This window comes from Nonomuraea fastidiosa (assembly GCF_042751225.1).
GTDB lineage: Bacteria > Actinomycetota > Actinomycetes > Streptosporangiales > Streptosporangiaceae > Nonomuraea > Nonomuraea fastidiosa.
In genome coordinates this window covers 6,753,284-6,765,488 of sequence record NZ_CP170570.1, presented here as the reverse complement: position 1 = coordinate 6,765,488, position 12,205 = coordinate 6,753,284, and the positions used below count along the sequence as shown (strand labels likewise).

11 protein-coding genes are annotated in these 12,205 nt (G+C 73.0%); 3 read left to right on the top strand and 8 right to left on the bottom strand.

What is annotated here, in order from left to right:
* Positions 1 to 11: 11 nt before the first annotated feature.
* The 6 genes from ACFMQL_RS30935 to ACFMQL_RS30910 all read right to left on the bottom strand — a co-directional run bounded on the left by ACFMQL_RS30935 (position 12) and on the right by ACFMQL_RS30910 (position 8,346).
* Entirely contained in the window at positions 12 to 899 is an 888-nt protein-coding gene (locus tag ACFMQL_RS30935) for a hypothetical protein (RefSeq protein ID WP_364053121.1), read from the bottom strand.
* A gap of 48 nt (positions 900 to 947) precedes the next feature.
* Positions 948 to 2,096, bottom strand: coding sequence for an MMPL family transporter (locus ACFMQL_RS30930; protein WP_378788297.1), 1,149 nt, complete (start codon positions 2,094 to 2,096; stop codon positions 948 to 950).
* The gene (locus tag ACFMQL_RS30925) at positions 2,027 to 2,386 is read right to left on the bottom strand and encodes a hypothetical protein (RefSeq protein ID WP_364053127.1); all 360 of its coding nucleotides are present in this window, start codon (positions 2,384 to 2,386) and stop codon (positions 2,027 to 2,029) included. Before ACFMQL_RS30925 ends, ACFMQL_RS30930 begins: the two co-directional genes overlap by 70 nt.
* A gap of 78 nt (positions 2,387 to 2,464) precedes the next feature.
* Positions 2,465 to 5,296 carry an NACHT domain-containing protein gene (locus tag ACFMQL_RS30920; protein ID WP_378788295.1) on the bottom strand — a complete coding sequence of 944 codons (2,832 nt, stop codon included), beginning with the start codon at positions 5,294 to 5,296 and terminating at the stop codon, positions 2,465 to 2,467.
* 96 nt (positions 5,297 to 5,392) lie between these two features.
* A complete protein-coding gene (locus ACFMQL_RS30915; protein WP_364053133.1) occupies positions 5,393 to 7,258 on the bottom strand; it encodes a propionyl-CoA synthetase in 1,866 nt (621 codons plus the stop codon).
* 140 nt (positions 7,259 to 7,398) lie between these two features.
* Entirely contained in the window at positions 7,399 to 8,346 is a 948-nt protein-coding gene (locus ACFMQL_RS30910) for a GNAT family N-acetyltransferase (RefSeq protein WP_364053136.1), read from the bottom strand.
* 130 nt (positions 8,347 to 8,476) lie between these two features.
* Between ACFMQL_RS30910 and ACFMQL_RS30905 the strand changes: the two genes are divergently transcribed.
* Positions 8,477 to 9,427, top strand: a complete 951-nt coding sequence (locus tag ACFMQL_RS30905; RefSeq protein WP_378788293.1) for a hypothetical protein — start codon at positions 8,477 to 8,479, stop codon at positions 9,425 to 9,427.
* A 100-nt stretch (positions 9,428 to 9,527) separates the two neighbouring features.
* Positions 9,528 to 10,043: a hypothetical protein gene (locus tag ACFMQL_RS30900; RefSeq protein ID WP_364053142.1), complete on the top strand. Its 516-nt coding sequence runs from the start codon at positions 9,528 to 9,530 to the stop codon at positions 10,041 to 10,043.
* Between the two features lie 54 nt (positions 10,044 to 10,097).
* On the opposite strand, the gene ACFMQL_RS30895 is transcribed toward ACFMQL_RS30900, so the two are convergent.
* A complete protein-coding gene (locus ACFMQL_RS30895; RefSeq protein WP_378788291.1) occupies positions 10,098 to 10,442 on the bottom strand; it encodes a hypothetical protein in 345 nt (114 codons plus the stop codon).
* 281 nt (positions 10,443 to 10,723) lie between these two features.
* On the bottom strand, positions 10,724 to 11,608 hold the full coding sequence (locus ACFMQL_RS30890; protein ID WP_364053148.1) for a class I SAM-dependent methyltransferase: 885 nt from the start codon (positions 11,606 to 11,608) through the stop codon (positions 10,724 to 10,726).
* 60 nt (positions 11,609 to 11,668) lie between these two features.
* Here ACFMQL_RS30890 and def point away from each other — a divergent pair, with 60 nt between their 5' ends.
* A complete protein-coding gene (gene def / locus ACFMQL_RS30885; protein WP_364053151.1) occupies positions 11,669 to 12,202 on the top strand; it encodes a peptide deformylase in 534 nt (177 codons plus the stop codon).
* Positions 12,203 to 12,205 lie beyond the last annotated feature (3 nt).

The following is a 12,205-nucleotide window of genomic DNA, read 5'->3' as shown; positions in this document are numbered from 1 at the left end:
CTGTCCGGTCGTCAGCTCTCCAGGTGGCGGAACGCCTCGTGGGCGGACTTCACACTGCGGCGTAAGGTGCGTTCCAGCGCGTCGGCGTCCTGCGCCAGCCGGTCGATCTCGGGTACGGACAGCTTGTCGGCGCCCGACTCGGCGAGCAGCTCCTCGTAGCGCGGCAGCCGGGCGCGCAGCTCCTCGATCTGGCTGCGGGCGTGGTACGCGCGTTCGGCCTCGGCGACGTGGCCGGCGTAACGTTCCAGCGCCTCAACACGGGCCACCACGGCTGCCTCGCTGCCGGCCAGGGCGCGTTCGAGCGGCTCGATGACCTGCGCGACCTCGGGGGCGATGCCCCTGGCCAGCAGCTCGCGGTGCTCCATCCGCAGCGCCGACAGCTTGGCGAGCAGCCGGGCGATCTCCCACTCTTGGGCGGGCAGCATCACGCCGTTGCGCGCGCCGTCCAGCAGGCCCTCGGCGTTGACGTGGGAGCGCAGCACGGTGCCGATCGCGCGCTGCGCCCTGGCCAGGACGGCCGCGGCCTCCTCGTCGAAGTCCTCGGGGAGCAGGTAGCGGCCCTCGTACAGGCGGGCCTTCTCGTAGACGGCGCGCTCGTGCGGGCGGTCGTCCTCGGGGACCTCGCTCATGGAGGCGATCTTGATGAGGACGATGAAGACGTACGTGCCGAGCAGCACGAAGCCGGCGGCGGCGTACCGGGAGGCCAGCAGCACCGCCATGAGCGCGATGACCACCGGCGTGGCGGCCAGGAGCAGCGCGCTCGACGGGCTGCGGCGGCGGGCCGGGACCACCTCGGCGGGCGGCACCCATCCGGCTTTGATCCTGGACAGCAGCGGGGCGTTGGCGCGCAACGTCGTCGCGTCCTCCAGCCGGACGGCCGGATCCACTACCACACCCACGTTCTGCCCTGGCACCCTGGCGCCCCCAACGCTCGTGATATTGGGATATTACGTAGATTTCTGCCCAGGTGTCAGCCTCCGAAAGGTCAGTCCGGGGAACCACCAGTTGCGGTCACCGAGCACCTCCATCGCAGCGGGCACGAGCACCAGCCGCACCACTGTGGCGTCCACCAGCACCGCGACGGCCAGTCCCACGCCCATGATGCGCAGCGCGCGATCGTCGAACGCGCCGAACGCGGCGAACACGCAGATCATGATCGTGGCCACGGAGGTGATGACCCCGGCGGTCCTGGCGAGCCCGTCCGCGACCGCGCGGGTGTTGTCGCGGTCCTTCAGGTACTCCTCCCTGATCCTCGACAGCAAGAACACCTCGTAGTCCATGGACAGCCCGAACATGATCGTGAACAGCATCATCGGCACCCACGCGTCGATGGGTCCCGCGGTGCCCTGGCCGAGCACGTCCAGCTGGAACACCGCCACCACCACCCCGTAGGCGGCGCCGATGGACAGCAGGTTGACCACGATGGCCTTCAGCGGCAGGACCACGCTCCTGAACACGGGCACGAGCAGCGCGAAGGCGGCGAGCAGCACGGCGCACACCACCCAGGGCAGCCGGTCGGCGGTGTGGCGGGCGTAGTCGGCGGCGGCCGCGGTCGAGCCCGTCACCAGCACCTGCTCGGGCAGCTCGGCGCGGAGCCGGTGGATGAGGTCCTCGGTGCGCTCGTCCTGGGGGCCGGTCTCGGGGATCACGAGCGCGGCGCTCTCCCCCGCCGGGAGGGTGCGGGCGACGCCGGGTGTGCCGGCCGCCTGCCGGACGGCCGTGCGCAGCTCGGCCCCGCCTTCTGGTGTGGCGGGCGCGGCCAGGATGAGCGGCCCCGCCGTGCCGGGGCCGAAGCCCTTGGCGAGCAGGTCGTGCGCCCGGCGCGTGGTGTCGGTGACCGGCCGGTTCTGCGCGTCGGACCAGCCGACGCGCAGGTGCGTGGCGGGCAGGGCCAGCGTGGTGAGCGCGACCAGCGCCACGGCTCCCGCCGTCCAGGGGCGGCGCTGCACGACCTTGCTCCACCGGTACGACAGCGGCACTCCCCCGCTCCTGCGAGGCAGCGAGAACCTGTCGATGCCGGTGCCGATCAGCGCCAGCAGGGCGGGCAGCAGGGTGAGCGAGGCGAGCAGCACCATGAGCACGCCGCCCCCGCCCACCCGGCGGTTCTGCGCCCGGCGGCGATGGTGGCGAACAGCGCGATGAGCGCGGGCACCGGCCACAGGGCGATCGCGTAGCCGCGGGCGAAGATCACCGCCGCCGCTCCCGCGCACACGGCCAGCGCCAGGTCAGGACGCCTGGGCAGCGGCGCCAGGCCGAGCGCGGAGGCGGCGAGCAGGACGTGGCCGAGCAGGTCGAGCGGCCGGGCGTGCGGCTGGTTGGCGTACGCCATGACGGTGGAGGCGTGCACGCTCACCGCCATGACGAGCACGAGAGCGGTCGTCCGCATACCCGCACCGTAGTGCGGCGTCTCCGCCCCGCGCGATACCGCCGTGGCGGTACTCGCGCTACCGCGCAAGGGGTACGGTCACTCGCCCTGCAGGAGGGCGGCCTGCTGGATCTCCCACAGGGCGCTCTCCGGGATGCCGGCCTTGACCAGTTGCTCCCAGGTCGCCATCCGGTCGGCGGGGTCGTCGAGCAGGGTGCGCAGCAGGGGCCGCAGGACGGTGCGGTCGGCGCCCTCCTCGTACCACAGCGCGCCCAGGGCGCGGTAGAGCGCGGGCGAGCGGACGCCGGCGGTGCGCAGCAGCTCCTCGATGAGCGCCACCCGCTGGCCGAACGGCAGCGCCTCCCCCGCGCCCAGCGCGCGCAGCAGCAGGTCGAGCAGGCGCCGGTGCCGGGAGTCGTGGCCGGTGGCGATCGCGGTGACGACGTCGCCCATGCCGGCGGAGTCGGCGCCGCCTCCGAGCATGACGTCCTCGCGGCCATCCACGACGACGCGGCGGGCGGCCAGAGTGGTGACGAGGCCAGTCCAGCCCTCCTGGCCGAGCTCCCCCTTCCACAGGTGGGTGAGCGTGGACCAGCGTTCGAGGTGGTCGGGGCCGCCCAGCAGGGCCGAGACCGCGACGGGCTGCTCGGATGCGCAGACGATGAGCAGGGCGAGGTTCGCCGAGTACGCGGCCAGGCGGCGGGTCATCGTGAGCCGGACCGGACGGAACTTGGTGAAGTGGCGGCGGGTCCGCTCGTGCAGGGCGCGGCGCAGCAGCCCGGTGAGCAGATCCACACAGCGGGCGCGGACCGCGGACGGCACCTCGGCCAGCAGCTCCAGGATGAAGCCGATGGTGGGGGTGCGCTCGGCCAGGCAGGAGTGCGAGGTGACGGCGTACAGCAGGTCGTCGTCCACGGCCTGCACGAGGGCGAGCGGCTCGTCGCCGGCCAGGCGGCGGCGCCGGTCGAGGTCGCGCAGCGCGTACATGGTGATCCAGGCGACGAGGAACTCGCCGAAGGTGGCGTGCAGGAACGCGTGGCCGCGGCGGCGGACGAAGAAGAACCGCTCGGTGGCCTTGCGGGCCCAGCCGCCCGGCTCGACGTCGTCGTCCGGCTCGTCCTCGCCGCCGCGGCACAGGGCGGGCACGTCGCGTTCGAGCTGCTCGTCGGTGATGACCTGGCTGCCGCGCGCCAGCATGGACAGCGCGACCGCGCCGAGCAGCACCAGCTCCTGGTCGATGAGGACGCGGTGCGCGCCTCCTGTCTCGCGCTCGGTGTAGTCGCGCAGCAGCACCTCGTACAGGCGGGCGCGGCCGAGCGGCCCGTGGTCGCGCTGGAGCGCGTTGCCGCCGGCGTCGTAGAGCGCGAGCAGCAGCAGGAGCAGCGGCTGCCTGGCCATCTCGCCGTGGGCGAGCGCCGCCTCGGGCGGCAGCGGGGTGAGGTCGCGCCTGGCCAGCAGGGCGCGGTTGGCCTGGTCCCAGACGTCGAGCCACTGGCGTACCTGGTCGTCGTCGAACGGCCGCAGCTCCAGCGCGATCAGCCCGTCGGGGAAGCGGACGCGGTCGGCCACCACCGTCCTGCTGGTCACGATGACCGCGACCGGCCGCCCGGCCTCGGCCTCCCTGACCTGGAACTCGCGTACCCGCTCCAGGTAGTCGTAGCGGGCGGCGGCGCCCGCGACCAGTTCGTCCATGCCGTCGAGCAGGATGACCGGCATGGCGCCGTCGGCGGCGGCGACGAGGTCGGCGTAGGCCACCTCCTCCCCCAGCGCCTCGGCCACGGCCTGCTCGATCTGCTCGGTGACGCTCGCCCGCGCCCGCACGCTGCCCAGTTCCACCCGGATCGGCAGGAACTCCGAGCGGGCCAGCCGGGCGGCCAGCACCTCGGTGAGCTTGGTCTTGCCTGAGCCGGGCTCGCCGAGCACGAGCAGCGGCACCTGGGTGGCGCGCAGCGAGGTGAGGTGGCCGACGAGGAACGCCTCGGTGTCGGCCAGCATCCGCTGGCCCTCCCACCAGCCGCGCAGCGCGGGCGTGGACTCCTGGGTCAGCTCGGCGACCCGGCAGCGGGGGCTCAGGTAGCCCTCGCCGAGCAGCGGCAGGTAGACGTCCTCCGGCAGCTTGCCGACTACGAGCAGCGGCTGGTCGAGCGCGTTGGCGGCCATCCTGACGCGGTGGATCATGGGGCGGTCGCCGGCGCGGGGCGGTGCCAGCTCGGCGAGCAGCCAGGCCACCCGCGACAGGGCGGTGGCGGGCGGCGGCGGTTCGGTGACGAGGCTGCGCACCCCGAACTCGTGGCTGTCGAGCGCCAGCGACCGGTAGTCCTCGTCGTAGATGCGCAGCGCGTGCGCGGGCGGCCCGTCGGCGAGCAGGCGCGGGAGCTGGAGCTGGTCGTCCACGGGCAGCTCGTCCCATAAGGACAGGCCGCTCACGTACGCGGCCAGGCACTCCGACATGCGCAGGTAGGCACGTTCCACGGCGGCGCGGGTGTCGGCGTACGGCACGTGCGGCTCGGGCGTGGGCAGGCGTTCCAGCAGCAGCTCGGCGACCAGCCGGGTGAAGCGCTCCGCCGCCGGCACCACCCGGGAGATCTGCTCGCCCCGGTCGAGCCGGTCGAGCGTGAACGGCAGCTTGGCCTCGCCGAGCGCCTCGAAGTAGGCGGACACGACGACGGCGGCGTGCGCGGCGGCCAGGCGGCGGGTGCGGGTGTGCCGGTCCACCCCGGCCCGCAGCTCGGGCAGGCGGCGTACGACGTCCTCGCCGTAGGCGACGATCGCATCGCGCAGGTCGCGCAGGCCGCCGGAGAGCTGCGGCCCGCCGGACAGCGCCCAGCCGGTGCGCTCGGCCGCCGAGGCCAGCCCGATGACCTTGACGAGCCTGGTGTCCTTGCATCCGAGGATCCTCAGGGCGTCGGCGTAGCTCGGGGTTTCGATCATGGCCTTCTCCCGGGGGACTGGGGATGTCCCATCATGCGTCGTCGGTCCCGAGCGCCGCAGGCGGTTCGCCAGGACGGTCGGGGTTCGCCCTGATCGTCACGTACCCTTCAGCGCGGTCTCGATCTCCGGCAGCGCCGCGGGATCCTCGATGGTGGACGGGGTGGTGTACGGGCGGCCGTCGGCGATGTCACGCATCGTGGCGCGCAGGATCTTGCCCGACCGGGTCTTCGGCAGCCGGGACACCACGACGGCGCGGCGGAAGGCGGCGACCGGGCCGATGCGCTCGCGTACGAGGGCGGTCAGCTCGCGCTCCACCTCCTGCGGGTCGCGGGACGTGCCCGCCTTGAGCACCACGAACCCCACGGGGAGCTGGCCCTTCAGCTCGTCGGCGACGCCGATCACGGCGCACTCGGCGACGTCGGGGTGCGCGGCGATGACCTCCTCCATCGCGCCGGTGGACAGGCGGTGCCCGGCGACGTTGATCACGTCGTCGATGCGGCCCATGACGTAGAGGTAGCCGTCGGCGTCGAAGTGGCCGCCGTCGCCGGTCAGGTAGTGGCCGGGATAGCGGTCGAGGTAGGAGCGGGTGAAGCGCTCGGGGTCGCGGTAGAGGGTGGGCAGCGCGCCGGGCGGGAGCGGCAGCTTGACGGTGACCGCGCCCTCGGCGCCGGGCGCGCAGTCGCGGCCCTCGCCGTCGAGGATGTGGACGTCCCAGCCGGGCACGGGCTTGGTCGGCGAGCCGGGTTTGACGGGCAGCCGCTCGATGCCGACGCAGTTCGCGGCGATGGGCCAGCCGGTCTCAGTCTGCCACCAGTGGTCGATGACGGGGATGCCGAGCAGGCCGGAAGCCCAGTGGTAGGTGTCGGGGTCGAGGCGCTCGCCGGCGAGGAAGAGGTACCGCAGCCCCGACAGATCATGCTTTTTCGCGTATTCGCCGGAAGGGTCCTCCTTCTTGATGGCGCGGATCGCGGTCGGCGCGGTGAACAGCGTGCGCACGCCGTGCGTGGCCACCACCCGCCAGAACGCGCCGGGGTCGGGGGTGCCGACGGGCTTGCCCTCGTACAGCACGGTGGTGCAGCCCGCCAGCAGCGGCCCGTAGACGATGTAGGAGTGGCCGACCACCCAGCCCACGTCGGAGGCGGCCCAGAAGACCTCGCCCGGCGCGGCGCCGTACACGTTCGACATGCTCCAGTGCAGCGCGACCGCGTGGCCGCCGTTGTCGCGCACGACGCCCTTGGGCGCGCCCGTGGTGCCGGAGGTGTAGAGGATGTAGAGCGGGTCGGTCGCGGCCACGCTCACGCACCCGGCGGGCTCGGCCGCCGCGACGGCCTGCGCCCAGTCGAGGTCGCGGCCCTCGGTGAGCTCGGCGCGGCACTGCGGCCGCTGCAGGATCACGCAGCGGTCAGGCCGGTGGCTCGCCTGCGCGAGCGCGTCGTCGAGCAGCGGCTTGTACGCCACCACCCGGCTCGGCTCGATCCCGCACGACGCCGACAGCACGACCTTGGGCCGCGCGTGGTCGATGCGCACCGCCAGCTCCCCGGCCGCGAACCCGCCGAACACCACCGAGTGCACCGCCCCGAGCCTGGCGCAGGCCAGCATCGCCACCACCGCCTCGGGCACCATGGGCATGTAGATGACCACGGTGTCGCCGGCGGTGACGCCGAGCCCGCGCAGCATGCCCGCGGTCCTCGCCGTCTCCTCCAGCAGTTCGGCGTAGGTGTAGGTGCGGGTGACGCCGGTGACCGGGCTGTCGTGGATCAGCGCCGCCTGCTCGCCCCGGCCGGCCGCGACGTGCCGGTCGAGCGCGTTGTGACAGGTGTTCAGCCGCCCGTCGGGGAACCAGCGTCCGCCGGCGTACACGGTGCTCGCCGCCGTGTCCCACTCGATGCCGCGGGCCGCCTCGCCCCAGAACGCCTCGGGCTCCTCGATGCTGCGCCGGTAGACCGCCTCGTAAGCACTCACTTGTCGATCAGAACAAGCGTGCGCCGATGGCGCAAGACGTGACGCGCGGGAGTTCGGGCGGCGATCGCCGTACGGTCGATGAGCGTCGCCGTACGGTCGGCCGGCGTCGCCGAGCGGCCGTACGGCGATCGCTCAGCGTGTCAGACGGAACGTCCCGTGGCGGCCGACAGGACCAGCCGGACGGCGAAGACGCGGTAGCCGGCCCGCTCGAACGCCCGCGCCATGGGCACGTTGCCCACGTCGGTGTCGGCCGCGATGCGCCGCACCCCGCGTCCGGCGTGGAAGCGGGTGATCTCGCCGAGCAGGTCGTCGACGTACCCCTGGCCGCGCCGTTCCGGCACGACCCCGAGGTAGCCGACCACGGGACCGGCGTCGTTGGCCGACGGCAGCGCGACCCCGACGAGGTCGCCGCCGTGGTCGTAGGCCAGCCGCCACCATGACCGGTCGCCGCGCATGGACGTGTAGTCGCGCACGTCCGCGCGCGCCTGCTCCTCCGGGTCCATGACGGCCAGCGCCTGGCGGGTGTGGAAGTCGAGCGTGCCCTCCGCCACCCGGCGGAACGCCGCCACGAACGCCTCGTCGTCGTCATCGGCGCGGAACACCAGCCGCCGTGACGGCTCCGGCACCGGGGCCTCGCCGTCGGTCCAGGCGTAGCGCAGGCGCTCCAGCTCCTCCGTCAGCCCGGCCTTGCCGGCCGCCTCCCATCGCCAGCCGACGGCGGCGCGCGTGCCCGGGTCGTCGCGCCAGCCCGGGGTGACGAACACGTGGTACTCGGGCACGGTCCCGTAGGCGTCGTGGGCGCGGCGCAGCAGCTCGGCGGCCAGGGCGCGGCGATCGGTGACGGACGGGTGGACGTACAGGCAGTCGAGCGCGAGCGGGCGGTCGCCGTCGGGGAAGCTCCACCAGACGGCGCGGGCCATGATCTCGCCGGTCTGCTCGTCCTCGGCGAGCCAGATGCGGTCGTAGCGGTAGCTGCCGGTGCCGAGGAACGTCAGCAGCCGATCCGGGTGGGCCCAGCTGATCGGCTCGTCGACGACGCAGCCGAGCAGGCGGTCTAGATCGTCTCGCCGGGCGGGACGGAAACGCATGCATCCTCCGAGAAGCAGAAGCGGGCGCGGAGCGCGCCCATGGACGTGCGGAACATCTCAGCGCCTCCTTTCTTCCGGCTTTTCGGTGTCAGAGGGCACTTTAGCCCAGATCTCGCGCCAGGATGGGCGGGTGAGCTCCTACGACGACGACACACTGCCCCTGCAGCCTCCGATCCGGTTGCCCGCCGCGGCCACGCTCGCCTCCGCCGTACGCTCGGCGCCTTCGTTCGAGGAGGTGAGCGAGCAGGCCGGGGAGCTGAAGCCGGACGCCGAGGACTCGGACGTGCTCGGCTTCTGGGCCGCGCACTGCCGCGAACGGCTGGCCGGCGACGAGGGCCTGCTGCTGGAGCTGATCAGGTTGTTCCTGTCCAGGGAGCCGGCCGCGAGCGCGCCTTCCGCCACGCTGACCGGGCTGGGCCTGGTGCGGCAGGAGGAGCCGTACACGCTGAGCTGGCTCGGCCTGTGGGTGGCGCGGCAGATCATCGCCGAGACCACCGGGCAGGAGATCCCCGTCATGGGCTCGCTGGCCGAGGCGGACGCGGCGGCGCTGCTGCACGGGCTGCGCTCGTACCCGGAGGCCGAGCGCACCGAGGAGCTGGCCGGCTGGCTCAAGGGCCGCGGACAGGCGGACGCGGCCGCCGAGATCGCCTCCGCGCTCGGCACGGTGAGCCCGCTGGCCCGCGCGGTCGGCGTGGAGGTGCTGTCCACGGCGCTCGGCGACGAGGGGCGGCTGGCGCTGACCCGGCTGCTCGACCAGCCGAAGCTCGGCGCGGTGATCGCGGCGAGGACCGGCCGCGACAACCGGCGTCCCGCGCCCGAGGAGATGTCCTGGGTGCTGGTGGACATGGCGGCGGCGCTGCTGGAGTTCGGCGGCGAGATCCGCGAGGTCATCGAGTCGATCTCGATGGGGATGGACGCCGACGAGCAGGCCGGCACGATCGCGATCCTCGCCTTCTGCGACCATCCGTGGACGGGACGGGTGCTACAGGTGCTGATCGACCACCATCCGGACGAGAAGGTCGTGTCGGCTGCCCGCAAGGCGCTGCGCCGCCTGCGCGGCCTCGCCGACGTCCGGCTCTGACCGCCGCTTCGCCATGTGGCCCGTTCTCCGCCGTGTGACCGGAGTGACATGCGGGACACGTGGGACGGCGCACGCGGCGATCACCGGTAGAGTCGGCTCGGTGACCAAGCATGCGATCTCCCCACAGACCGGCATCCTGGGTGACACGTTCGCCTGCGTGTGCGGCGCGCTGATGGCCGGCCGGATGACGGCCGAGGTGCACGCCGCCGAGAGCGGGCTGTGCTCGGCCTGCCTGGGCACGGCGGAGGAGGAGGTGGCGCCGGACCTGGTGCGCCCGTGCACCTCCTGCGCCGGCACCGGCCGTCGCAAGGAGCAGGTGACCTGGCAGCTCGCGCACGCCGAGGCCGAGCACCTGATCACGATGACCATCGTGCGCGGCGTCGTCGCGGGGTTCGACGGCCCGTTCCACCTGTCCGAGGTGGCCGACACGGTCAGGAACGGCCTCGGCCTGCCCGCGGGCCGGCTGCCGGTCGGCCCGCGCGTCCGCGACCTGCTGCTGCAGCTGCAGGCGGCGGGCGAGATCGCGATGGTGTCGGCGCCCGACGAGATGATCGGCACCGACATGGTCCTCTACCGCGACCCGCAGTGGCAGCGGGTCCGCACCGTCGGCCGCTAGACGTCCGGATTGCGGCCCCGGGCGGCTCGCCCGGGGCCGGATCATGTCAGCCGGTCAGACGACGCACGTGCTGCTGGAGAGCACGTCGATGCCGAGGATCTTGCGGGGCTGGGAGTAGGTGACCGAAGCGCCGGGAGCGAGGCAGGCGACGCTGATCCCCTCGGCGGGGCGCAGCCGTACGGCGTTGAAACTGAGGTTCTGCGCTCGCGTGACGGACGCTTGGAGCGGGTGGAAGCCCGGATCGGCGGAGACGCAGACGGCGCGGTCGGGTTCGACCGCGGTCACGCACACCGTACCGGCGCTCGCTGCCGATCCCGCGGCCTGCGCGGGCCCGGCTGACAGGGCGGTCAGCGCCAGCGCGGCGGCGATCGCGGCGGCACCTCTGGCGAATGCGGACATCCTTTTCCCTTTCCCTGGACTGACTGGACCTTCTGCGGCGCTCCCCGCCGCACCCGCCAGGCGGCGGGCGGCCGAAGGGCGGGGAGAGGGAGGTCTCCCCGCCCGCTCAAATCTCCATCGGGAACGGTCTCTCGGCCAGGGTTGCGGCCGGGCATTGTGCGGTCATTACCCGGCGCATGCCGCCTCTTCGGCTCGCGCGATCAAGGCCGTGGCATCGTGACCGGGTGCCCGCCGCGCCACCCTTCCTGCGCGTCAGGCTCCCGCGGCGCGCGTACGGCGGGTCAGGCGGGGACGCGGCAGATGATCTCGCCGTGCAGGACGGAGAACCAGCCGTCCTCGGCCGCCGCCCACTCGCGCCAGCCCGCCGAGATGCGCCTCAGGTCGGCCTCGGTCGCGGCGCCGGTGGCCAGGGCCTGCTGGGCCATCGCGGAGGCGAGGATGCGGTCGGCCCACATGCCGCCCCACCACTCCCGGTCGCCCGGGGTGGCGAAGCACCAGGTGGACGAGGTGGCGGTGACGTCGCCGAAGCCGGCGGCGCGGGCCCACGACAGCATCCGCCGCCCGGCGTCCGGCTCGCCGCCGTTGCCGCGGGCGACCTTCTCGTACAGGGCCAGCCATTCGTCCAGCGCGGGCACCCGCGGCCACCAGGCGAAGGCGGCGTAGTCGCTGTCGCGGGCGGCGACGATGCCGCCGGGCTTGGTGACCCTGCCCATCTCGCGCAGCGCGCGTACGGGGTCGCCCACGTGCTGGAGCACCTGGTGGGCGTGCACGACGCAGAAGGAGCCGTCGGGGAACGGCAGGTCGTGCACGTCGGCCACGGCGAAGTCGACGTTCGTCAGCCCCCTGGCGGCGATCTCGGCCCTGGCCAGGGCCAGGGCGTCGTCGTTCACCTCCGAGGCCGTCACGTGCCCCACGCGGCCCGCCAGGTCGGCGGTGATGGTGCCGGGTCCGCTGCCCACGTCGAGCAGCCTCATGTGCGGTCGCAGGTGAGGCAGCAGGTAGGCGGCGGAGTTCTCGGCGGTGCGCCAGCGGTGCGAGCGCAGCACGGACTCGTGGTGGCCGTGGGTGTAGACGGCGTTCATCGGTGAACTCCTTCCAATCGCGGACTCCACCACCCTAGCCGCTGTCTCATCATTCAAGAGATATTGTCTCACATGACAAGACATCGATCAGCGTACGTAGACTTTTCCCGACGACGTACGAGAACTGCATGAAAGGCGGAGTCCGTGGCAGAGGTCCGGCCGATCACCCTCGTGGGCGACCCCGTCCTGCACAATCCCTGCGAGCCGGTCACCCGCTTCGACGACGAGCTGGCGGCGCTGGTGGAGGACATGTTCGCCAGCATGTACGCGGCCGAGGGCGTCGGCCTCGCCGCCAATCAGATCGGCGTGTCGCTGCGCGTCTTCGTCTACGACTGCCCCGACGCCGAGGGCAAGCAGCACAAGGGCGTGGTCGTCAACCCCGAACTCGAGCTGCCGAGCCTCGGCGAGCGGCACCTCGACGCGGGCGACGAGGGCTGCCTGTCGGTGCCCGGCCAGTACGCACCGCTCCCCCGCCCCGACCATGCCATCGTGCGCGGCTTCGACGTGACCGGCGCGCCCGTCACCGTCGAGGGCACCGGCCTGCTGGCGCGCTGCCTGCAGCACGAGACCGACCACCTCGACGGCCACCTCTACATCGACCGCCTGCCGGCCAAGCGGCGCAAGCAGGTGCTGAAGGCGTACCAGGAATCCATTAAAGCGGACAAAGCATCGCTATAGTGG